This is a genomic window from Exiguobacterium sp. UBA6282 (assembly GCF_002440475.1).
GTDB lineage: Bacteria > Bacillota > Bacilli > Exiguobacteriales > Exiguobacteriaceae > Exiguobacterium_A.
The window spans coordinates 1-22,623 of sequence record NZ_DJUM01000044.1 but is presented as its reverse complement, the minus strand read 5'-3'; the positions used below and the strand labels follow the sequence as shown (position 1 = coordinate 22,623).

28 protein-coding genes are annotated in these 22,623 nt (G+C 46.6%); all 28 read left to right on the top strand.

Annotation, left to right across the window (positions count from 1 at the left end):
* The first annotated feature begins 2 nt into the window (after window positions 1-2).
* Window positions 3-1,571: a flagellar basal-body MS-ring/collar protein FliF gene (gene fliF, locus B2751_RS11505; RefSeq protein WP_035406976.1), complete on the top strand. Its 1,569-nt coding sequence runs from the start codon at window positions 3-5 to the stop codon at window positions 1,569-1,571.
* 4 nt (window positions 1,572-1,575) lie between these two features.
* The gene (gene fliG, locus B2751_RS11500; protein ID WP_035406978.1) at window positions 1,576-2,583 is read left to right on the top strand and encodes a flagellar motor switch protein FliG; all 1,008 of its coding nucleotides are present in this window, start codon (window positions 1,576-1,578) and stop codon (window positions 2,581-2,583) included.
* On the top strand, window positions 2,567-3,292 hold the full coding sequence (locus B2751_RS11495) for a FliH/SctL family protein (RefSeq protein WP_035406981.1): 726 nt from the start codon (window positions 2,567-2,569) through the stop codon (window positions 3,290-3,292). The genes fliG and B2751_RS11495 overlap by 17 nt, the downstream gene beginning before the upstream one ends.
* Window positions 3,293-3,302: 10 nt before the next feature.
* Window positions 3,303-4,598 carry a flagellar protein export ATPase FliI gene (gene fliI, locus B2751_RS11490; RefSeq protein ID WP_290753250.1) on the top strand — a complete coding sequence of 432 codons (1,296 nt, stop codon included), beginning with the start codon at window positions 3,303-3,305 and terminating at the stop codon, window positions 4,596-4,598.
* Window positions 4,599-4,610: 12 nt separating this feature from the next.
* On the top strand, window positions 4,611-5,045 hold the full coding sequence (locus tag B2751_RS11485) for a flagellar export protein FliJ (protein WP_035406985.1): 435 nt from the start codon (window positions 4,611-4,613) through the stop codon (window positions 5,043-5,045).
* Window positions 5,042-5,584, top strand: a complete 543-nt coding sequence (locus B2751_RS11480; RefSeq protein ID WP_056062230.1) for a magnesium transporter MgtE N-terminal domain-containing protein — start codon at window positions 5,042-5,044, stop codon at window positions 5,582-5,584. Before B2751_RS11485 ends, B2751_RS11480 begins: the two co-directional genes overlap by 4 nt.
* 13 nt (window positions 5,585-5,597) lie before the next feature.
* Complete coding sequence (locus B2751_RS11475) at window positions 5,598-6,716, top strand: flagellar hook-length control protein FliK (RefSeq protein WP_035406992.1); 1,119 nt, start codon at window positions 5,598-5,600, stop codon at window positions 6,714-6,716.
* On the top strand, window positions 6,709-7,179 hold the full coding sequence (locus B2751_RS11470) for a flagellar hook capping FlgD N-terminal domain-containing protein (RefSeq protein ID WP_035406995.1): 471 nt from the start codon (window positions 6,709-6,711) through the stop codon (window positions 7,177-7,179). The genes B2751_RS11475 and B2751_RS11470 overlap by 8 nt, the downstream gene beginning before the upstream one ends.
* Entirely contained in the window at window positions 7,179-8,030 is an 852-nt protein-coding gene (gene flgG / locus B2751_RS11465) for a flagellar basal body rod protein FlgG (protein ID WP_035406998.1), read from the top strand. The genes B2751_RS11470 and flgG overlap by 1 nt, the downstream gene beginning before the upstream one ends.
* Window positions 8,027-8,263 carry a flagellar FlbD family protein gene (locus tag B2751_RS11460; RefSeq protein ID WP_035407001.1) on the top strand — a complete coding sequence of 79 codons (237 nt, stop codon included), beginning with the start codon at window positions 8,027-8,029 and terminating at the stop codon, window positions 8,261-8,263. The genes flgG and B2751_RS11460 overlap by 4 nt, the downstream gene beginning before the upstream one ends.
* The gene (locus B2751_RS11455) at window positions 8,238-8,687 is read left to right on the top strand and encodes a flagellar basal body-associated FliL family protein (RefSeq protein ID WP_035407004.1); all 450 of its coding nucleotides are present in this window, start codon (window positions 8,238-8,240) and stop codon (window positions 8,685-8,687) included. The genes B2751_RS11460 and B2751_RS11455 overlap by 26 nt, the downstream gene beginning before the upstream one ends.
* A 9-nt stretch (window positions 8,688-8,696) precedes the next feature.
* Window positions 8,697-9,680: a flagellar motor switch protein FliM gene (fliM, locus tag B2751_RS11450; protein WP_029342065.1), complete on the top strand. Its 984-nt coding sequence runs from the start codon at window positions 8,697-8,699 to the stop codon at window positions 9,678-9,680.
* 1 nt (window position 9,681) lies between these two features.
* A complete protein-coding gene (gene fliY, locus B2751_RS11445; RefSeq protein ID WP_035407007.1) occupies window positions 9,682-10,800 on the top strand; it encodes a flagellar motor switch phosphatase FliY in 1,119 nt (372 codons plus the stop codon).
* A 12-nt stretch (window positions 10,801-10,812) separates the two neighbouring features.
* Window positions 10,813-11,178: a response regulator gene (locus B2751_RS11440; RefSeq protein WP_035407009.1), complete on the top strand. Its 366-nt coding sequence runs from the start codon at window positions 10,813-10,815 to the stop codon at window positions 11,176-11,178.
* On the top strand, window positions 11,175-11,666 hold the full coding sequence (locus tag B2751_RS11435; RefSeq protein WP_056062223.1) for a flagellar biosynthetic protein FliO: 492 nt from the start codon (window positions 11,175-11,177) through the stop codon (window positions 11,664-11,666). The genes B2751_RS11440 and B2751_RS11435 overlap by 4 nt, the downstream gene beginning before the upstream one ends.
* Window positions 11,663-12,331, top strand: coding sequence for a flagellar type III secretion system pore protein FliP (gene fliP / locus B2751_RS11430; protein WP_035407016.1), 669 nt, complete (start codon window positions 11,663-11,665; stop codon window positions 12,329-12,331). The genes B2751_RS11435 and fliP overlap by 4 nt, the downstream gene beginning before the upstream one ends.
* 11 nt (window positions 12,332-12,342) lie before the next feature.
* Window positions 12,343-12,615: a flagellar biosynthesis protein FliQ gene (gene fliQ, locus B2751_RS11425; protein ID WP_023468705.1), complete on the top strand. Its 273-nt coding sequence runs from the start codon at window positions 12,343-12,345 to the stop codon at window positions 12,613-12,615.
* The gene (gene fliR / locus B2751_RS11420) at window positions 12,612-13,379 is read left to right on the top strand and encodes a flagellar biosynthetic protein FliR (RefSeq protein WP_035407018.1); all 768 of its coding nucleotides are present in this window, start codon (window positions 12,612-12,614) and stop codon (window positions 13,377-13,379) included. The genes fliQ and fliR overlap by 4 nt, the downstream gene beginning before the upstream one ends.
* Before the next feature lie 4 nt (window positions 13,380-13,383).
* On the top strand, window positions 13,384-14,475 hold the full coding sequence (flhB, locus tag B2751_RS11415; protein WP_290774868.1) for a flagellar biosynthesis protein FlhB: 1,092 nt from the start codon (window positions 13,384-13,386) through the stop codon (window positions 14,473-14,475).
* Between the two features lie 14 nt (window positions 14,476-14,489).
* Entirely contained in the window at window positions 14,490-16,514 is a 2,025-nt protein-coding gene (flhA, locus tag B2751_RS11410) for a flagellar biosynthesis protein FlhA (RefSeq protein WP_290751359.1), read from the top strand.
* A 3-nt stretch (window positions 16,515-16,517) separates the two neighbouring features.
* Window positions 16,518-17,561, top strand: coding sequence for a flagellar biosynthesis protein FlhF (locus B2751_RS11405; protein WP_035407027.1), 1,044 nt, complete (start codon window positions 16,518-16,520; stop codon window positions 17,559-17,561).
* Window positions 17,558-17,770 (top strand): ParA family protein, encoded by a 213-nt coding sequence (locus tag B2751_RS11400; protein ID WP_290774866.1) that lies wholly within the window; start codon window positions 17,558-17,560, stop codon window positions 17,768-17,770. The genes B2751_RS11405 and B2751_RS11400 overlap by 4 nt, the downstream gene beginning before the upstream one ends.
* Window positions 17,770-18,399 (top strand): MinD/ParA family protein, encoded by a 630-nt coding sequence (locus B2751_RS11395; protein WP_290774864.1) that lies wholly within the window; start codon window positions 17,770-17,772, stop codon window positions 18,397-18,399. The genes B2751_RS11400 and B2751_RS11395 overlap by 1 nt, the downstream gene beginning before the upstream one ends.
* Before the next feature lie 21 nt (window positions 18,400-18,420).
* Complete coding sequence (locus B2751_RS11390) at window positions 18,421-20,424, top strand: chemotaxis protein CheA (protein ID WP_290774862.1); 2,004 nt, start codon at window positions 18,421-18,423, stop codon at window positions 20,422-20,424.
* 11 nt (window positions 20,425-20,435) lie between these two features.
* Window positions 20,436-20,864, top strand: a complete 429-nt coding sequence (locus tag B2751_RS11385) for a chemotaxis protein CheW (protein WP_035407036.1) — start codon at window positions 20,436-20,438, stop codon at window positions 20,862-20,864.
* Complete coding sequence (locus B2751_RS11380) at window positions 20,857-21,465, top strand: chemotaxis protein CheC (RefSeq protein ID WP_290774860.1); 609 nt, start codon at window positions 20,857-20,859, stop codon at window positions 21,463-21,465. The genes B2751_RS11385 and B2751_RS11380 overlap by 8 nt, the downstream gene beginning before the upstream one ends.
* Window positions 21,458-21,940, top strand: a complete 483-nt coding sequence (locus B2751_RS11375; protein ID WP_035407042.1) for a chemotaxis protein CheD — start codon at window positions 21,458-21,460, stop codon at window positions 21,938-21,940. The genes B2751_RS11380 and B2751_RS11375 overlap by 8 nt, the downstream gene beginning before the upstream one ends.
* A gap of 13 nt (window positions 21,941-21,953) precedes the next feature.
* Window positions 21,954-22,623 (top strand): FliA/WhiG family RNA polymerase sigma factor (locus tag B2751_RS11370; RefSeq protein ID WP_290774842.1); only part of this gene is annotated, 670 nt, incomplete at its 3' end.

Genomic DNA, 22,623 nt, shown 5'->3' with positions numbered 1-22,623 from the left:
GAATGAACGAACGAATAAAAGCTCGATTCGGAGCTATGAATACGACATGGAAAGAGTGGTCACTTGCGAAAAAAGCGATGATTCTTGGAAGCATCGTCGTCGTTTTAGCGGCGTTGATTGTCGCCATTATCTGGTTATCTAAACCAACGATGACGCCACTTTATTCGAAATTGTCACCTCAAGAGGCAGGGCAAGTAACAGAAAAGCTAAATGAGGATGGAATCGCGTCGGAAGTCGTCAGCTCAGCAAACGGTGTGACGATTCTCGTTCCGGAAGCAAACGTGGAAAACTTGAAAGTCGAATTAGCAACGGCAGGTATTCCGAAGTCTGGTCAGATTGATTATTCCTTCTTTAGTGAGAATGCTGGATTTGGTACGACAGATAAAGAAATGAATATTCTTGAACGCGATACGATGCAGACAGAACTTGAAAACTTGATTACACAAGTTAACGGGATCGAGTCTGCAAAAGTCATGATTACTCTTCCAGAAAAGAGCGTCTTTCTCTCCGATGAAAAAGAATCTTCAACGGTTTCTGTCGTCTTGACTTCTAGTGCGGGTAGTAATCTGAACAATCAAACAGTCCAAGGTCTTTACCATCTGATTGCAAAGAGTATCCCGAACTTAAAAGAAGAAAATATTACGATCATGGATCAGTACTTTACGTACTACGAGCCAGGTAACGCTACGCAAACAGCGGGCGGGACAGATCCGATGGCGCTGAAAAAAACGACGGAAAACGATTTACGTAAACAGATTCAACAAATGTTGTCTGTCGTTCTCGGTCCACAAAAAGCGCTCGTTTCGGTTACGGCAGATGTCGATGTCACGAAACGTCAGGAAGAACAAAAGCTTGTTGAACCAGTAGATCCCGATAAAATCGAAGGGATTGTCACATCGGCAGAAAAAGTAGCAGAGGCGTATACAGGGTCTGCGAATGCCGGAACAGCAGGTACGGGACAAAATGAGACGACGAACTTCCCAGCAGGTACTGGAACGACCGGTGATACGAGTGAGAAGACGCACGACATCATCAACTATGAAGTCAATCGCATCACGAAACAGATTACAGGTGCTCCTTATGAAATTCGGGATTTAGGAATTCAAATCATCGTCGAGCCGCCAAAAGGTCAAAATCAAATCGATCCGCAATTACAGACGGATTTACAAACGATGATGTATTCCATCATCCGGACGTCGTTAACGAAGACGGATGCGAAAACGACGCTGACGGATGCAGAACTTGCTAATAAAGTCGTTGTCATGTCTCGACCGTTCGCTAAAACAACGACGGCGACGAAAACGACGACGGCGACACCGATGTGGGTATGGTTCGCGCTTGGTGGTGCAGCAATCCTCGTCATTGGAGCAGTCATTCTCCTCATGCGTCGACGGAGAGCGAATGAAATCGAAGAACTTGAGGAATGGACGCCGATCGAAACCGAAATTCCTGAACTCTCAACAGAAGATACAAGCGATGGTGCGGTCAAACGCAAACAGCTTGAGAAACTCGCCGCGTCTAATCCGGATGAGTTCGCAAAATTATTACGTACTTGGTTAGCGGAGGATTGATGAGATGAAGAAGCTAGAAATGAACAGTCGTGAAAAGGCTGCGATTCTCATGATTTCGTTAGGTCCTGAAGTCGCTGCCAGTGTATATAAACATTTATCGGAAGAAGAGATGGAATGGTTAACCCTTCAAATCTCTAGCATGAAACGGATTGATCCAGAAGAAAAGTTAGTCGTCCTTGATGAGTTTCATGAACTAGCGATGGCGCAGAACTATATCACGCAAGGTGGAATCGGATTTGCTAAATCTGTCCTTGAAAAAGCACTTGGCGAAGAAAAAGCGATGGAACTCATCTATCGCCTGACGTCGACGTTACAAGTCCGTCCGTTTGAGTTTGCACGCAAGGCAGATCCGAAACAGCTTCTGAACTTCATTCAAAATGAACATCCACAAACGATCGCACTTGTTCTTGCTCATCTCGATCCTGCAAAATCAGGTCAGATTCTCTCGGAGCTCCCGGCAGAAGCACAGTCCGATGTAGCAAGACGGATTGCGACGATGGACCGGATGAATCCGGAAATCATCAGCGAGGTAGAACAAATTCTTGAACGGAATCTATCACAAGCAGGGATGCAAGATTTTGCTCAATCGGGAGGCATCGAGGCTGTCGTTCAAGTATTAAATGGCGTCGACCGCACAACGGAACGAACGATTCTCGATACGCTCGAGATTCAGGATCCAGAACTTGCGGAAGAAATCAAAAAACGGATGTTCGTCTTCGAAGACATCGTCACACTCGATGCGCGGGCGATACAGCGAATCATTCGCGAAGTCTCAAACGAGGATTTACTATTGGCACTCAAAGTATCGTCAGACGATGTCAAAGACATGGTCTATCGCAACATGTCACAACGGATGGTCGAGTCGTTCAAAGAGGACATGGAATTCATGGGTCCTGTGCGTCTCCGAGACGTCGAAGAAGCTCAAAGTCGAATCGTCGGAATCATCCGCCGCTTAGAGGACATGGGTGAGATCGTCGTTGCTCGTGGTGGAGGAGATGATATTGTTGTCTAACGTCATCAAAAGACAAGCAGTAATTGAACGACAGGAGCGAACGCTCGTGCAGGTTCGGACCAGTCAGGAAGAGCCTACGATCGTTCCAGATACATTCTACGAAGAGAAGATGGCAGAAGGACACGCTGAGTTAGAGCGCCTTCGACAGGCGATGCTCCTAGATTTCGAACAGCGTCAACAGCAGTTCGAGCAAGAACGCCTTCAAGCGTTAGAAGAAGCACGTCAACAAGGGTATCAAGCTGGATTTGAAACAGGACATGCGGAAGGACAAGCAACGTTTGAAGAGCAGATTGCCAAAACGAATTCGTTTGCTGATCGCCTAGAAGAGCAGAGTCAAGAACGATTGATGCGACTAGAACATGAATTATGTGTCCTCGGACTCCAAGTGACACATCAATTTTTAGAACAGTTACATGATGAAGAGGAAGAAGCGTTATACCAATTGTTACATCAATTGATCATTCAGTTCCGCGATCGTGAAAAAATCATCATCTATGCGTCACCGGCGGATTTTGAACGGGTCGTATTACTTGAAGAACGACTACAAGGCGTTCTAGGTGCCAACGCAACGATTCAATTGCGATTTGATCCAGCGTTAAAGGCACGCGATTATCGGATTGATTCGGAGAATGGAGCGATCACTGGCGGTTTAACCAGTGGCTTTGAAGCATTGCAAACCAAAATCAATGAGGTTTTACATCATGTTTAATCTCAATGCGATGCAGGCCGCGGTTCGAGAAATTCGCTCAGAAGAACTTGTACAGCACTCTGGTAAGGTCGTCCAAGTGATCGGGTTGATGATCGAATCGCGAGGACCGACAGCAGTGGCAATCGGTGAGCGGTGTTTAATCCAAATCCAACAACGTCAGACAATCGAAGCAGAAGTCGTCGGATTTAGAGAAGGGCATGTCCTACTCATGCCATACGGTGAAACGACATCGATTGCTCCAGGCTCGATTGTTCTTGCGACAGGAAAACCACTCCACGTTCCAGTAGGGAACGAACTGATTGGTAAGGTGCTTGATGGTCTAGGAAGACCACTAGATGGTGAGTCATTAGAAAATTTACGCACGACATCGATCGTTCGTAAACCACCTAGTCCACTCGAACGTCCTCGCATCAGTGATGTTCTCTCGACTGGCATCCGTGCCATTGATGGACTGTTGACAGTCGGTCAAGGACAACGTGTGGGTTTGTTCGCAGGATCAGGTGTCGGAAAATCGACATTACTCGGGATGATCGCGAAACGATCGACAGCAGACATCAATGTCATCGCTTTGATTGGTGAACGAGGACGTGAAGTCAAGGAATTTGTAGAGGCAGAACTTGGTGAAGAGGGGATGAAACGATCTATTTTAGTCGTAGCAACGAGCGATCAACCTCCACTTGTTCGTCTAAAAGGTGCCTATACGGCAACGGCAATCGCTGAATATTTTCGAGATCAAGGGAAAAATGTGGTCTTGATGATGGACTCAGTTACTCGTTTTGCGATGGCACAGCGGGAAATCGGTCTTGCAACAGGTGAACCCCCTGCGTCGAAAGGATATACACCAAGCGTATTCGCTCTGCTTCCTCAGCTACTTGAACGGAGCGGGAAAACACAAGACGGTTCGATTACTGCTTTCTACACAGTCCTCGTCGATGGAGACGACATGAATGAACCAATCGCCGACGCCGTACGAGGGATCTTAGACGGTCACTTCGTTCTGGATCGTAACCTTGCGAACAAAGGGCAGTTCCCAGCGATTCATGTCTTACGGTCCATCAGCCGTGTCATGAATCAAATTACGACATCTGAACAAAAGACCGCTGCTGTCGCATTTCGACAATTGTTATCGACGTATCTCGATTCGGAGGACTTAATCAATATCGGAGCATACAAAACAGGAACGAACCCGGAAATTGACCGTGCCGTCGATACATATCCGGAGCTGATTCGTTTCTTGAAACAACAAATTCATGAAGACAGTGATTTCGAAGCGGCTTGTCATCAACTCATGGCAACGATTCAGTAAGGAGGACGAATGATGAAGACGATCTATGAACGAATCATTCCTTTAGCTGAAGCGGAGAAGGATCGCGTCGCTAAAGAACTGAGCCTTCATAAAAAGCAATATGAGCTTGAAGTCGAAAAATTATATCATCTGCTCGTTCGATATGAGTCCTTTCTGAAGGCACAAGATGAGATTGGCGTCGTGGAACTGACGTCTTCGCAATATCGAGAACGCGCTCGGGATGTCGTGAAGCAGGAAATCGAACGACAGCAATTGTACGTGACACAATCGAAAAATCGTTACGAACGTACACAAGAAGCACTCGAACGAGCGTTAATCGAAGAGAAGAAATTTAGTCGTCTCCAAGAGAATCATACAGTCGAAACGAAACGAATCGAAGCATTGACGGAACAAAATCAATTAGATGAACTGGCATTGTTACAGTTTGGAAGAGGACGGATGATATGAGTGAAAATAAAACATCAAAAGGGTGGATTTTACCTTTATTGGTCATTCCTTTGATTTTAATCTTGTTGACGGCTTATTTCGTATTGAATTATGCGAATGGACGTCCACTACTATCCTTACCGTTCGCAACCGAAAAAACGACTACGAATCAGGCGAATCCATCAGCAGAACTCGAACGTCGTCTGAAAGTAGCGAATCAAGAAATCAAAAAATTACGCAATCAAAGTAAGGAACAATCGGATACCTTAAAAGCGAAAGAGCAGGAAGTTGAACGTTTGATTGCTGAGAGGGATCAGTTAAAACAGACACCTGCGCAAACAACGGATCAAACAAAAACGACGAAGAAAAAAACAGCATCCGTGACGGATGTATATGCTGAAATGGCACCAAAGGATGCTGCGCTGATTTTAAATGAACTCAGTCCGACCGAAGTCGTACCAATCATCGAGGACATCGATGCGGAACAACAGGCGGCGATCATTGCCAAGATGGATGCTAAGAAAGCAGCCGCCTTGACACAGTTACTCGCGACGAAGTAAGGAGGGAAGCCTGATGAACATGACGGAAGTAACACAACCATCCTTCCCGACCTTAAATACAGGATCAGGAAAAAAAGGAGAGATGACTACGGTTGGTGGTCAATTCGCCTCATTACTTGATTATCTGACAAAACTGCCGACGGCGTTACCGTCATCAGTCTCAGCGGATGCGATGACACTCGAGCCGGAAACGGAGACGCAACCCTTACCGGACTGGATGCAACAACTTGTAGACCAGCCGGATGAGATTCTCTCCTTACTGAAACAACCAGAAGTAGAGGCGTTAAAACAAGACCCAAAGAAAATGGAGCAACTTCTAGCGTTCGTCAAACAATTGCTCGAAGGAAATATGGAGCAGGCGAAAGGTCAGTTCGATCAATTGCCACCATCACTTCAACAGTTCGTCTTGCAGACAATGACGAATGATACGATCAAAGTAAAAGATTATGACACGAACATGTTAAAGCAGTCGCCAGTTTCAACAATGGACGGAGTGGTTTCTGCGATGCCAGTGAAACAGACACTCCCGCAAACTGGTTCTGTTGTCGAAACGATCAAGCCGGACACTGTAGCTGTAGCCGAGCAGGCAAAAGGAAAAACACCGCTTCCGTTAGCATTCGCTTCACTCATGCGAAAAGCGACCATGCCCGTTGATCCAGAAGGAAAAGCCGCACCGCCTCCGATGAGTATGCCGATTTACAGAGGCACTCCGTTGCAAACGATTCGTCCAGTGCCGCTACCTGTCTCAGAACAGATTCAACAACGGATTGAAGCCGCACTGCAGCAAGCACCATTCATAAAAGGTGCGGATGGGTCCACACGATTGTCGATTCGCCTGTACCCAGAGCAACTTGGTGAGGTTGTCGTTCAACTCGATCGTAAAGAAGGGGCATTGACTGTCAAACTATTTGCGAGCACCGAGCAAGCAAAACAATCAATCGAGCAACAACTTGGGAAATTACAAACCGTCTTGCATCAACAGACACCAGTCGTAAAGATCGAGACGGGGATGATTGCTTCGAGTGCGCGGGAGTTCCAACAATCTTTCACACGTGATCAGCAGGAGCATGAGTCACCGTATCAAGAGACACCCGTTCCAGTAGACGAAGAAGAGGAGGAAGACGATGACTGACGCAATCAAAACGGATAGTAGTTCATACCAGCTTCCTGAAAAATCACAGGTACCGACGAATAAAGCGATGGATAAGGATATGTTCATGAAAATTCTGATTGCCCAGCTTTCGAATCAGGATCCAACAGCACCGATGGAAGACAAGGATTTCATCGCTCAAATGGCCCAGTTTTCTTCGCTGGAACAGATGCAAGCAATCGGGAAGACGATGGATACGATGGTCTTGAACCAACATGCAACAGCATTGCTGTCCTACAGCAATCTGATTGGTAAAAAAGTCAGTTATGAAGCGGAGTCGAAGACGACGGATGCTTCAGGTGCTGAGCAGACGACCACCGTCGAAGAGACAGCCAGTGTCGTTAGTGTAAAACGGGATGGGCTGGATATCATGGCCGAACTATCGAACGGAAAACAGATCAGTGTTTACGAATTGACGCAGATTCAATCAAAGGAGGAAAAATAATGTTACGTTCAATGTATTCAGGAATCAGTGGGCTTAAGAACTTCCAGACAAAACTGGATGTCGTCGGGAATAACATCGCGAACGTCAACACGTTCGGTTATAAAAAAGGACGGGTGACGTTTAAAGACCTCGTCAGTCAATCGGTCGGCTCATCATCTGGTGCAGGCGGCAATGTCGGTGGGACGAACCCGAAACAGGTCGGTCTTGGAGCATCGATGTCAACAGTCGATAATGTGTATAACCAAGGTGCGCTTCAGAATACAGGTCGCGTCCTCGATGTCGGGATCTCTGGGGAAGGATTCTTCCAGGTCGTCACGGCGGAAGGGATTCGTTATACTCGTTCAGGTAACTTCTATACGGATCTTGATGGAAACTTAGTTACAGGTGACGGAAACTACTTAATCGGTACCGGGACACAAGCAGCTGCAAACGGTACTCCGCCAGTACCACTCCCGGAAGCAGGTGGTGCAGGATTCCAAAAACTAAAAGTACCAACGGATGCACGTAACTTATCGATTGGTAAAGACGGTCTCGTCACTTACGTCGATACGACGGGAGCATTGCAAAACGTCGGTTATATCACGATCGCGAACTTTGCTAACCCGGGTGGTCTAGAAAAATCAGGTGTCAACGTATTCGCCGCATCACAGAACTCAGGTCCACCGGTACTCGGAACACCGAGCTTGAACGGAATGGGACAGTTGACGTCGGGAACGCTTGAGATGTCGAACGTCGACTTATCAGAAGAATTCACGGAGATGATCATTGCTCAACGTGGTTTCCAGGCGAATACGCGAATCATCACGACATCGGACCAGGTTCTTGAGGAACTGGTCAATTTGAAACGATGATCACGTTAACGACGTTACGTAACGCACCACTCGTACTGAACGCCGTGTTGATCGAATCCGTCCGTTCTACACCGGATACGACGATTCAACTCATCGGAGGACAGATTTATGTCGTGAAGGAATCAATGGAAGAGGTCAAAGCAATCGCAATCGCTTTTTATCAACAAATCGGATTAGCGGGCTTGAACAGTGTAAGGAGGCTCGAAGATGGCCGAGGAAAAGAAGAAGAGTAAACTGAAAATCCCCTTGATCATGATCATTGTTGCAGCATTGATGATCGGGGCAGGATACATGATCATGAATTATTTTTTAGCAAATGACACGACGGAAGCAAAAGTTGAACAACCGACAGGTGAAGAACTTGATGCACGAAGTCTGCAAACGGACGACTTGACAACGAACATCGCTGACGAACGTTTCTTAAATGTCCAGTTCACGATCGTCACCGATGATCAAGCAACGCGTGACGATTTAGAATTACGAAAGTTTCAAATCAATAACATCATCTTGGGTGACCTTTCGGCTATGAAAAAGTCGGACTTAGACTCAAAAGCGGATATGGAGAAGCTTGAAGAGCGGTTACGGATGCAATTCAAAAAGCTCATCCAAGAAGGCGATGTCCAGCGTGTCTACACGACGAAAAAAATCATCCAGTGAGGTGGCAGCATGAGCGAAGTATTATCCCAACATGAAATCGATGCCTTGCTATCAGCCATTTCAAGCGGAGATATGGAAGTCGAGGAAATCCGAAGTCAAGAGGAGCAGCGTCGAGTCAAGGTCTATGACTTTAAACGAGCACTCCGTTTCTCAAAAGATCAATTACGGAATTTGACGCGTATTCATGAACAGTTCGCCCGAGTCTTGACGACACATTTTTCTGCACAACTTCGGACATATGTTCAGTTCACGGTTAATACGGTCGAACAACTTCCGTATGATGAATTCATTCATTCCATTCCGAACATGACGTTGATTAATCTAGTGAATCTTCATCCGCTCGATGGAAAAGTCTTATTTGAAGTCAATCCGAACATCGCCTATGCGATGCTCGATCGTTTACTTGGGGGACCAGGTGAAGGAATGAACAAGATCGAGAATTTGACGGAAATCGAGACACGTATACTAACACAACTGTTCAAGCGTGCCTTCGTTCAATACGGGGCGGCTTGGGAGTCGGTAACAGAAGTCGAAGCGGAATACGATGATTTGGAAATCAATCCGCAGTTTCTGCAACTGGTCTCTCCAAATGAGACAGTCATTCTCGTCTCGATTTACGTAACGGTCGGAGAAGTGAGCGGTACGTTGAATGTCTGCTTGCCGTTCGTGACCCTTGAATCCGTTCTTCCGAAATTATCAAGTCATTATTGGATGCAACAAGAAAAGCGAACGACAGCAGATAATCAAGAGTCTGAACACATGCAAACGCAGTTGATGAGTTCCGTCGTCGATTTAAAAGCAGTGCTCGGCCAAACAGAGCTTTCGTTTGGTGAATTGTTACACCTCGAAGTAGGCGATTGTTTATCCCTGAAGACACGAGCCTCGGATGCCGTCGATGTATTCGTCGACGACCGGAAGATGTTCAAGGCGCGACCGGGATTAAACGGGAAACACCTCGCTTTGCAAGTCTTACAACGAATTGAGGAGGAATAACATGAGCGATATGCTTTCGCAAGATGAAATCGATGCGTTATTACGCGGAACGCCATCCACCGATGAACCGCAAGAGCCAGACGTAAAGGAAATACTAGATGACATGGAGATTGATGCATTAGGGGAGGTCGGAAATATCTCACTTGGTAATTCGGCAACGGCCTTATCAGCATTGTTGAATCAAAAAGTAGAGATTACGACACCGCACGTCCGAATGATCTCCATGGAAGAATTACGCAGTCGTTATCCGATTCCGCACGTCGCGCTACGTGTCGGTTATACGGAAGGATTCAAAGGAGAAAACGTCCTGATCCTGACACAGCGAGATGCTTCCGTCATCGCGAACCTGATGATGGGAGGCGATGGCGTCATCGACGAGTCACTGGAGATGGACCCGATTGCTCTATCTGCCGTACAGGAAGCGATGAACCAGATGATGGGAGCAGCTGCTACCTCGATGTCGACTGTATTCTCGATGCGAATCGATATTTCGCCGCCAGCAGTTGAAATCTTCGACTTTTCTCAAGATAAGAGTATCGTCGATAGCTTTTCTCTTTGGGAGAACATGGTCATCATCGAGTTTGATCTTAAGATTGGCACGATGATCGATTCAAAAATCGTTCAATTAGCACCACTGGACTTCTCGAAACAATTGATTCAAAAACTCTTTAGCGCGAGTACGACTCAACAAGCAGAGCCTGCACCACAAGTAACGGAGCAAGCACAACCATCACCATCACCACCATCGGCGCCAGCAATGGCACAACAAACTACAGTTGCATCACCTGAACCGAAAGCAACGCCAGTCGGTGTCAGTCCGGTTCAATTCAGCCAATTAGGTGAGATGGAAGTAGAGGGTACGCCAGGAAATATTGGGATGTTATATGACGTTCCGTTGAACGTCACGGTTGAGTTAGGACGGACACGTCGCTCCGTTCGTGACATATTGGAATTGACACAAGGTTCCGTGATTGAGCTGGATAAACTGGCAGGAGAACCGGTTGACGTTCTCGTCAACAATACATTGATCGCAACAGGTGAAGTGGTCGTCATCGAAGAAAACTTCGGTGTACGCATTACAGAAATCGTAAATACAAAAGAACGTCTTCGGATGTTCTAAGGAGGAACTAATATGAGTGCAAAAGTATTAATCGTAGACGACGCCGCTTTCATGCGGATGATGATCAAGGAAATCTTATCGAAGAACGGCTATGATGTCGTCGGTGAAGCAGAAAACGGACGCGAAGCGGTCTCTAAGTACAAGGAATTGACACCGGACCTCGTCACGCTAGACATTACGATGCCTGAAATGGACGGAATCTCTGCGCTTAAAGAAATCAAAGCATTTAACCCTGCCGCTAAAGTCATCATGTGTTCAGCGATGGGGCAACAGTCGATGGTCATCGATGCGATTCAAGCAGGTGCAAAAGATTTCATCGTTAAACCGTTCCAAGCGGATCGTGTGCTTGAAGCGGTCTCGAAAACTGTCTCGTCATGAAAAAAGTGACTTTGCTGATTTGTCTCCTGTTTCTGCTTGCGCTTCCTGTGCAAGCGGAAACAGTCGAAGAAAAATTGAATCCAACTCAGAGCGATACACCAACGACTCAGCAAGTCGATGAGAGTCCTTCCATGGCGTTGACTATCTTCAAAGGAGTCGTCGTTCTCGTCGTTTTGATCGGCGGATTCATCCTTGTGACACGATTCATTCATGAACGGACACGAGGTGTGAGACATTCTGGTCGATTGACTCACCTAGGTGGTGTACCACTAGGAAAGGATCGATCCGTCCAGTTAGTGAAGGTGCAGGACAAGATTTATGTCGTAGGTGTTGGAGAGAACGTACAGTTGTTAGATACACTTGATGATTTAGAGGGATATGAGCCGATGGATCTTGAAGAGTCTTCATCTAAAACGGGATCTTCACCGTTTCTTGAGACATTCAAACAACAACTCGAACAATTGCAAAAGAATCGAGGACGCTCATGAACACGATTGAAAATCTAATCTCACTTGATACTCCTTCAGGAACGGCGACATCGATCAAACTACTCGTATTGCTGACATTATTGTCGTTAGCCCCTTCATTACTGATCTTGATGACTTGTTTTACGCGTGTCGTCGTCGTGTTGTCTTTTGTCCGTTCTGCCCTTGGAACACAACAAACGCCGCCGAACCAGCTACTCGTTGGACTGGCACTGTTCATCACGCTGTTCGTCATGTCACCCGTTTTATCAGAATTGAACACGACAGCCTTGAAACCGTATATGGCAGATAAAATCAGTCAAGATGAGGCATTTGATAAAGCTGGGGATACGATGAAGCGATTCATGTCAAAACACACGCGAACGAATGATTTAGAGTTGTTCTTAAAATACGGCAATTATGAAAAACCGAAAAAGATTGAAGATATCCCACTCGTCGCACTCGTTCCAGCATATGCGATTAGTGAATTGAAGACGGCTTTTCAAATCGGATTCATGATCTTCATTCCATTCCTTGTCATTGATATGGTCGTCTCGAGTGTCTTGATGTCGATGGGGATGATGATGTTACCGCCGGTCATGATTGCCTTACCGTTTAAACTTTTGTTATTTATTTTAGTCGATGGCTGGCACCTGATCGTTGAATCACTGCTCGTCAGTATGCGTTAGGGGGAGAGAAGATGACTCAAGAAATGATTATTCAGTTGGCAAGCTCTGCTGTCTGGACATTACTAAAAGTATCAGCTCCCTTATTACTGGTCTCGCTCGTCGTCGGTCTGCTCGTCAGTATTTTGCAGGCGACGACACAGATTCAGGAACAGACGCTATCGTTCGTTCCAAAGATCGTTGCCGTATTTTTAGCACTCGTTTTTTTCGGACCATGGATCATGCAGGAATTACAGACCTTTACGATTGACTTATTTAAGCAAATCGCTGAGGTTTCCCGCAAATGACGTTACTATCTTTCCTGAGTGTTTTTTTGCTCGTCTTTGGACGAATCGTCGGTTTTCTTGTCGCGGCTCCATTGTTTTCCTCAAAGCAATTACCAGCGCAACATAAATTAGCGCTTGCGGCCGGTCTTGCTTACTTTGCAAGTTACGCTGTAAAGACAGACGTTCGAGTAGAAGACTTCGATTTTTTCTTTCGGATGGGAACGGAAGTTTTAGTGGGTCTAGCGCTTGGCTTACTTGCTAGTTTTTTATTGTATGCGCCACAAATTGCCGGTTCGATCATCGATTTGCAGATGGGTCTCGCGATGGCTTCCGCTTATGACCCGATGTTTGGTGGACAGTCACCGATCGTCGGACGATTTTATTACATGTTGACGCTACTTGTTCTACTCGCTTCTGATATGCATTTAATCCTGCTTGACGGAATCTACACGAGTTTTCAAATCTTTCCGCCGGGCAGTCTGCTTGCGGTATCGGGCGACGCTGGGATGAGTCTTGTCATTCGGGTCGTTGGGCTTGCCATGTTAACTGCGTTACAAATGGCGATGCCACTTGTCGTTTCCCTATTTTTAGTGGATCTCGCACTCGGATTCCTCGCGAAGACGGCACCTCAGTTCAACATTTTCGCGATTGGTTTTTCCGTCAAACTGCTGATGGGATATGTGATTCTATTTTTATTAGCAGGTGCAACGATCACAGGAATCGGTCGATTCGTTCCGTTGTTGCAGGATGTACTTGCAGATGCCATTCGATTACTAGGAGGTTGAGGACATGCATTCATATCGATTACGCCTTGATCTTCAGTATTTCGCTGGTGAAAAGACGGAAAAGGCGACACCTCGAAAGCGGGATGACTCCCGTAAGAAGGGACAAGTCGCAAAATCAGCAGATTTAACAAGCAGTTTCATGTTGTTCGCCATGTTTCTCGTCCTCTATTTTTTTGGTCCGTTTCTAGGACGGCGTTTCGTTCTCGTCCTGCAAGATGGTCTTAGTGCTAATCAAGTCCTGCAAGCGGTCGAAGAAGGACGAGTTGAACAGATTCTCATCGAGATGCTGATGCAAATGGGGATTTTAGTCGCACCTTTCTTTTTAACAGCGGTCGTGATTGGTATTCTCGGAAACTTCGTCCAAATCGGTGTGCTCTTAAGCGGTGAGGCGATTCAGCCGAAACTGGACCGGATCAATCCGCTTCAAGGCGTCAAACGGATCGTGAGCGTCAAAGCACTCGTCGAGTTTTTGAAATCGGTCTTTAAATTGCTGGTGATCGGTGTAACAAGTGGAACAGTCTTATGGAACAACAAGGTCGAGATCTCGAGATTGACCTCGGAACCGATTGGCGATGCGTTAGCTATCATTGGTCATTTAACATTTTTACTCGGTTTATCGGTCAGTATCGCCTTGATTGCATTAGCCATTCTTGATTTTGCCTATCAGAAATTTGATTTCGAGAAGTCGATCCGAATGAGTAAGCAGGATTTAAAGGATGAGCATAAAAACACAGAGGGTGACCCTCAAATCAAAGGAAAGATTAAACAACAACAACGGGAGATGGCGATGCGGCGGATGATGCAAGAAATACCAAATGCCGACGTCGTTATCACGAACCCGACCCATTATGCGGTAGCGATCCAATACGATGACGGTAAACATATGGCACCGATCGTCGTTGCGAAAGGCGTAGATGCTGTCGCGTTCCGGATTCGGGAGAAGGCGACAGCAGCTGAGGTCCCGATTGTTGAAAACCGTCCGCTCGCGCGGGCGTTGTTCGCTCAATCAGAAATTGGTATGGCAGTGGATGAAACGTTCTATCAGGCGCTCGCTGAAACACTCGCCTTTGTCTATCAACTGAAACAAGCAAAATGAAAGGATGAAGCATCATGAGTATATCAACAAGAGATTTAACGGTCCTGCTAGGCGTCATCATGATCGTCTTCATGCTCGTCATTCCACTGCCCGCTATCATGCTCGATTTTTTAATCATCATCAATATTCTCATTGCCTTGATGGTATTGCTCGTTGCGATGAATGCCAAAGAGGCACTAGAGTTTTCTGTCTTTCCAACATTGTTATTGATCGTTACCTTGTTTCGTCTTGCGCTTAACGTCTCGACGACACGGGCAATCCTGTCAAACGGAAACGGTGGCGAAGTCATCGAGGCTTTCGGTAACTTTGTGGTCGGCGGTAAGCCGCTCGTCGGCTTCGTCGTCTTCTTGATTCTCGTCTTAATCCAGTTCCTCGTCATCACGAAGGGTTCGGAACGGGTCTCGGAAGTGTCGGCACGTTTTACGCTTGATGCGATGCCAGGGAAACAGATGGCAATCGATGCTGATTTGAATTCCGGTATGATCGATGAATTACAAGCTCGGACCCGCCGCCAAAAAATCCAGTCTGAAGCAGACTTTTACGGTGCGATGGATGGTGCCTCGAAGTTCGTTAAAGGAGATGCGATCGCCGGGATCATCATCGTCATCATCAATTTAATCTTCGGAATGATCATCGGTGTCGTTCAGCAAGGTTTACCGATGGCAGATTCAGTCGAACTGTACACGTTACTGACGGTCGGAGACGGTCTTGTCAGTCAAATCCCAGCCCTTTTAATTTCGGTGGCGACCGGGATCATCGTCACGCGCTCGACTTCAGACGGAAACCTCGGTGAGGATGTCATCGGTCAATTGGCACGGACACCTTTACTTGTCGGAATCGCAGCTGGGGCAATCTTCTTTCTCGGATTGTTCACGGCGATTCCCGACTACGTCACGATGCCGATTGCAGCCCTGTTCGGCTTCTTCGCTTGGCGGATGAAGCAGACGACGAAGACGATGCAAGAAGAAGTTGCGGTCGAAGAAGCACCGAGTGAAAACTTACGATCAAGCGAATCAGTCATTTCCTTACTCAATGTCGATACGATTGAATTCGAATTCGGTTACGGATTGATTCCACTCGCTGATGAAGCCCAAGGCGGCGATTTACTCGATCGTGTCGTCATGATTCGTCGGCAGCTAGCGCTTGAACTTGGATTCGTTCTACCGACCGTTCGGATTCGCGATCATCTGCAGTTATCCCCGAACCAGTATCGAATCAAGATTCGCGGAAGTGAGATGGCAAGTGGTGAGCTTTTACTGGATCATTACTTAGCGATGAGCCCAGGTGTCGATGATCCAGAAATTCGAGGTATCGAAACGGTCGAACCAGCCTTTGGTATGCCAGCACTCTGGATTGATGAACAGACACGTAGTCGAGCAGAGATGTCAGGGTATACGGTCGTTGATCCACCATCTGTCGTCGCGACACATTTGACGGAGCTCTTGAAGAAACATGCCGCTGAATTACTCGGACGAGAAGAGACGAAACAATTAGTCGACCATTTGAAGGAATCGCATCCGATTCTAGTCGAAGAAGTCACACCACAGCTGTTATCGATCGGTGAACTTCAAAAAGTATTCGTTCAATTACTAAAAGAAAAAGTCTCGATTCGAAATCTACCATTGATTTTCGAAACGCTCGCAGATTATGCAGCTGTGACGAAAGACAGCGAATTGCTCGCGGAATATGTTCGTCAATCCTTATCGCGTCAAATTACGGAACAGGTCATGCAAGGAGATGTCTTGCACGTCGTGACGATCTCAAGTGAGATGGAACTGGATATCCAGTCGGCCATCCAAAAGACTGAGTTCGGTAATTATTTAGCGCTTGATCCCGAAAAGGCGACACGTTTCATCGAGACGTTGCAAGAGCGAGCAATGGAATTCGAACGATACGGGGCGCATCCGATCATCCTGACTTCTCCAAGTATCCGGATGTTCGTTCGTCAATTGACAGAACGCTATTTTCCAGATATTCCGATTTTGTCCTATAACGAATTAATGCCGACGATCGAAGTCAAGAGTATTGGGGTGATTTAAGAAATGATAGTCAAAAAAGTCACGGCGGATTCTGTTAGCGAGGCCATGGAACGGATCAAACGCGAACTCGGGAACGATGCCATTATATTAAATACTCGCCACATCAAAGTGGGCGGATTCTTTGGTTTATTTGCGAAGAAAAAAGTGGAATTGGTTGCATCGGTGGATGAACATGTCTCAAGCGAACCTGTCGTCTCGAAGCAAGCAACGAGTCGACAGGAGGTTGTGGAAATTATCCAACCAGTACCAGTGCGTCCGACGATTGTTACGGTCGGCGAGCGACCATTGCCAAAAGAATTGCGACATTATGCGCCGTTACTGGCTGAACCAGCGTTACAGCAGGTATCTGAACGATTACACGAACGGTTATTGACTGCGTATTATCAAACACAACAAACGGAGTTAACGGATCTCTTGACGGAAGAAGTGAAAGCGTCATTACGCGTGACACCGTCGACTGCACGGTATGTCATGTTGACAGGACCGACTGGTGTCGGAAAGACAACGACCATCGCTAAGCTTGCTGCTCACCATGCTCTCATTAAAAATCAACGAGTTGGACTCATCACGACCGATACATACCGGATCTCAGCGATTGAACAATTAAAAACATATGCAGACATATTAGGCATTCCGATTCATGTCGCATATGACTTGGATGATTTCGAACGAGCCAAGCAGGCGTTAGCATCGTGTGACATCGTACTTGTCGATACAGCGGGGCGAAATTTCTTAGACGAAGCGTATGTGGAGCAGTTACGAAGTCGGCATGATTTTGCGGATACGGATGTATTTTTGGTTCTTAGTTTGACCTCGAAATACCGAGATTTATTACAAATCCACGACCGTTTCGGCAAGATTCCTTTATCCGGAATCGTCTTTTCGAAAGCAGATGAAACAAGTGAACTCTGGTCGATATTCGGACTCGCGACCGAGACGAAGTTGCCGATCTATTGTGTGACGACGGGGCAAGAAGTGCCGGAAGACATCACGTTCGCTACGGCGGATGAGTTATCCCGAATGATTGTCGAGAGAGGGATGAGATGATGCGAGAAGATCAAGCACGTGTCTTACGATCTAAAGTGACCGTCAAGGAAACGAAGACGATTGCCATCGTGAGTGGAAAAGGTGGCGTCGGTAAAACGAATGTCGCGGTGAATCTTGGCGTGGCATTATCGTTGCAAGAAAAACGAGTGCTTTTGATTGATCTTGAANNATCGGGATTCTATTCGGTAAATCGTCGAAGTCATCTTTAATGGAATGCGTCAAACGACGAGAATCACTCCAGCACGCAATCGTGGAACAGTCTCCGTCTCTTCATTTCATTCATGGCGGAAGTGGTTTTGCAGAATTGACGAATCTGACGAAGGAAGACGTGATGTTCCTTCTACGGGAGTTCCAATTTTTCTATGAATATGACTATGTGTTACTCGATTTAGGAGCCGGTGCGAATCATCAGACATTTGATTTCATCAGTAGTGCAGACGAAGCATGGTTGATTGTCACGCCAGAGCCGACTTCGATCATGGACGGATATGCGTTTGTCAAACTGGCACACCATCATGCGACGGATCTTCCGATTTCCGTTGTTGTCAATCGGGCGACGAATGGTGGGGAAGCGCTTGAAACGTTTGATCGATTAGCACTTGTCAGCCAACAGTTCTTGCAAAAACCTCTTCGCTTTACCGGTTTTTTACCAGAAGATCCGACAGTCGTTAAAGCAGTCAAGGCACAGATGCCATTTTATTTGATGGATCGAACGAGCGACGTCAGTTGGCGGCTCGATCACATCACGACATCGTTAACAGGTGTACAAGTCAAGGAACGGAAGTTTTTAGATCGATTGTTACATCGTCTGAAAAAAAGAAAAGATCATGTCCGTTAAGATTAAAGGAGGGTATCAGTCATGGACTTAAATGAATATGTAGGGTTGTTCCTCGATGAGTCGATGGAGCATTTACAAGCAATCAATACAAGCTTATTAGTTTTTGAGGAGCGGCGAGACGACGAGGCGGTCATCGATCAAATTTTCCGTTCTGCCCATACGTTAAAAGGAATGGCAGGAACGATGGGATACGACGCAATCGCTGATTTAACGCACGAGATGGAGAGTGCCCTTGATTTAGTCAGATCGAAAAAACAACCTGCTACTGCTGAACTGATCGATGTTCTCTTCGTAGCCGCCGAGCAACTAGAGACGATGGTAGAAGACATCAGTCGAGGTGGGAAAGGAAAGCTTGACGTCACTGAAACAGTGAGACGTTTACAGCAGTTCATTCGTCCCGAGCAAGAAGAAATCGTTCCAGTTACACCTATAGTTGCTTCACAAACCTTTGAGTGCGACGTTTACTCGGAGGCAGTCGTCAAACAATCGATTGCATCCGGTTATCAAGCGTATATCGTCCACGTCGAACTCTCGGCGGACGTCATCTTAAAAGCGGCACGCGTTTATATGGTGTTTGATCGTTTACAACAACTCGGAGATGTCATCTTATCGAACCCGACATCTGATGAACTGGAGCAGGAGCATTTTGAGACGACGTTCTCAGTATTGTTCGTGACGCAACAAGATCAGGTGACGATTCAAGAAGCGATTGCTTCTGTATCCGAAGTTGCGACAGTAACGATCGACACATTCGAGACAACACCTGAAGCGGAGGTGGCGACGTCCACACTGCCGCAGGAAGTTCCTGTGCCGACATCTGTCTCTGCATCAGTAGCTTCACCGGAATCATCCGACCAAATAGACATATCTGCGCCTGTCGCTTCGAAAACGATTCGTGTTAACCTCGAGCGAATCGATCGTTTGATGAACCTGTTCGAAGAGTTCATCATCGATCGCGGACGTTTGGAGCGTATTGCAGCAGAAGTCAGCTCACCTGAATTGACAGATACGGTCGAACGGATCAAACGAGGTACGAATGAATTGCAATCGCTCGTCCTAACGTTACGGATGATGCCGATCGAACAAGTGTTCAACCGATTCCCACGAATGGTGCGTTCCGTTTCGAAAGATGTCGGAAAACATATCAAATTACACATTACGGGTGCCGAGACGGAACTTGACCGTACAGTTATCGATGAGATCGGTGATCCACTCGTCCACTTGATCCGAAATGCCATTGATCATGGGATTGAGAACAAGGCAGAACGTATTTTAGCAAATAAGCCGGTCGAAGGAAATCTTTCGCTACGTGCTTATCACTCAGGAAACCGGGTCTTCATCGAGATTGAAGATGATGGAGCCGGTATCAATCACGAACGTGTCACACGGATCGCGATTGAAAAAGGATTGATCACGGAAGAAGAAGCAATGCAATTAACGATGGAAGAGGCTTCGATGCTGTTATTTGCACCTGGTTTCTCAACGGCAGAAGAAGTCACCGACTTGTCTGGTCGTGGTGTTGGTCTCGATGTCGTCAAATCGAAGATCGAGTCACTGGGCGGAGAAGTGTTCGTCGAGACACGTCGAGGAGAAGGAACGATTTTCCGAATCAGTTTACCACTGACGCTATCGATCATCTCAGCCATGCTCGTAGAACTCGGACAAGAGACGTATGCGATTCCATTGACTGCCATCATCGAAACAACCTCTTTACGTAAATCAGCCATTCTACAAGCACACCGGGAAAAAGTATTTGATTTCCGTGGGCAGTTGGTTCCGCTTATTTCGTTAAATGAGGTTTATGGGTTGCCGCAACATGAGGCAGAAGCCTATTCGGTCGTCGTCGTCCGGAGTGGTGAAAAATTAGCTGGTTTGATTGTATCTGAATTGATTGGTCAACAAGAGATCGTCATGAAACCACTTGGCAGTTATCTTGAAGGAATCCGTGCCATTTCTGGTGCGACGATTCTTGGAGACGGGCAAGTCGCGTTGATCATTGACAGCAATGCACTATTACGGAAGTGAGGGGAACGAAGATGGAACAAAAATGGGTTGTTTTTCAATTAGAAGATAATGCATACGGTATTGATGTACAGTCTGTTCGTTCAATCGAACGGCTCATCCCGATCACGCGGATTCCGAACGCTGCATCTTATGTCAAAGGAGTCATCAATTTACGCGGTGTCGTTACGCCCGTGATTGATTTGCGTGCTCGTCTTGGATTCGAGTTAGCGAAAGAGACAGAAGAGACACGCATCATCATCGCCACTTTAGAGCATGGAGATGCTGGATTCATCGTCGACCGGGCAAACGAAGTCGTCGAATCAACGGATGTTCGCATTGAACCGCTCAGTGAACAAAAGCAGGAGGATGCCTCATATTTGACTGCAGTCGCCAAAGGCGATCAGCAATTGTTCTCGTTGATTGAACCGAATCGCTTATTTGAGGACATCGTTCATGCTTAACCCAAACGAACGTGACATCTTAAGAGAAGTCGGCAACATTGGAGCCGGTCACGCGGTAACGGCACTTTCTACTTTACTCGGACAGCCGATTGAGATCGAAGTCCCTTCCGCTGAGCTGGAGGATTTCACGACGATCGTCGAGCGAAGTGGAGGAGCTGAGACGTATACTGCTGGTGCATTATTACGTTTTTCTGGAGACATTCAAGCCACGTTACTCTTTTTGATGCCACTACGCGATGCAGAAAAACTTGTGAGTCAATTGATGCAGACGGAATTCCACTTTTTTTCCGAGTCCCACGAAATGGGGGTTTCCGCATGGGAAGAAATTGGGAATATTTTAATAGGAGCGTATGCTCGGGCTATCTCCGATTGGCTTAACTTATCGTTACATGTCAGTGTTCCTGCATCGGCGTTTGATATGGTAGGTGCGTTACTTGAAGTAGCCTTACTTGAATCAACGACTCCTGGAAATATGGCTGTCTATATTGACACGCACTTGTCTAGTGCAGGAAACGATTTGACCGGACATTTACTTTTGTTGCCTGAAGCTAACGCCTTTCAGACGGTCTTTGAACGATTGGGTGTGGACATGAATGGATGAAATCGTACGGATTGGCATTGCGGAGTACGCCATCAGTAAGCACCCCGTCATTTTACGAACGGCAGGTCTTGGATCGTGTGTAGGCGTTGTCATCTACGACCTGGAACAAGGGTTATCGAGTATGGCGCATGTCATGTTACCTGATTCAGCTATCAGTCGGAATCGGGAGCTTGAAGTCGGGAAGTTTGCCGATACGGCAATTCTAGAAGTAGCCCGCCAACTTCGAGCAAGTGGTGCCATCCGATTACGTGCGAAGATTGCTGGTGGGGCTCAGATGTTTCAATTTAAATATGAACATGAATCAATGCGGATCGGTGAGCGAAATATCGCTGCGGTCAAAGCAATGCTTCAACAAGTCAAAATTCCACTCGTTGCTGAAGATGTTGGCGGCACGAATGGACGAACGATCGAGTTCCACTCACAATCAGGGCGTCTCGTCATCCGGACGGTGAATGTCGGGACGCTGGAAATCTAGAGGAGGAATGGTCATGCGTGAGGAATTACAACAACTTTGGGATCGATGGCTGACCACACGCGATATTGCGGTGGCAGACCTGTTACTTCACAATTATGAACCACTTGTTCAATACCACGTTCAGCGTTTAAGTGCGACATTGCCTAAAAGTGTCGATCGAGACGAGTTGAAAAGTTTAGGGATGATGGGATTGTACGATGCGCTTCAAAAATTCGATCAAAATCATAATAATAAATTCGACACGTATGCCGCCTTTCGGATTCGAGGAGCTATTTTAGATGGGCTTCGTAAAATCGATTGGTTACCACGTTCCTTACGCGAAAAAGCAAAGCGGGTCGAGGCAGCTGTCGAGATCCTAGAACAATCCTTGCAACGGACGCCGACGATAGAAGAAGTCTCTTCTATCGTCAATATGACACCAGACGAGGTCAAGGGTGCGTTAGCAGAAAGTTATTTCGCGAATGTATTATCGATCGATGAAGCAGTCACGTTACAAGATGAGGGAAAAGCGATGACCGTCTCCTATCTTGATCCGGATACCGCTACACCAGAAGATATGTTGTTAATGCGTGAGTTGATTGCTAAACTGGCAGAGGAAGTCGAAGGGTTATCAGAAAAAGAACAACTTGTCGTTTCTTTGTTCTACTATGAGGAATTGACGCTTACTGAAATTGGTGAAGTTC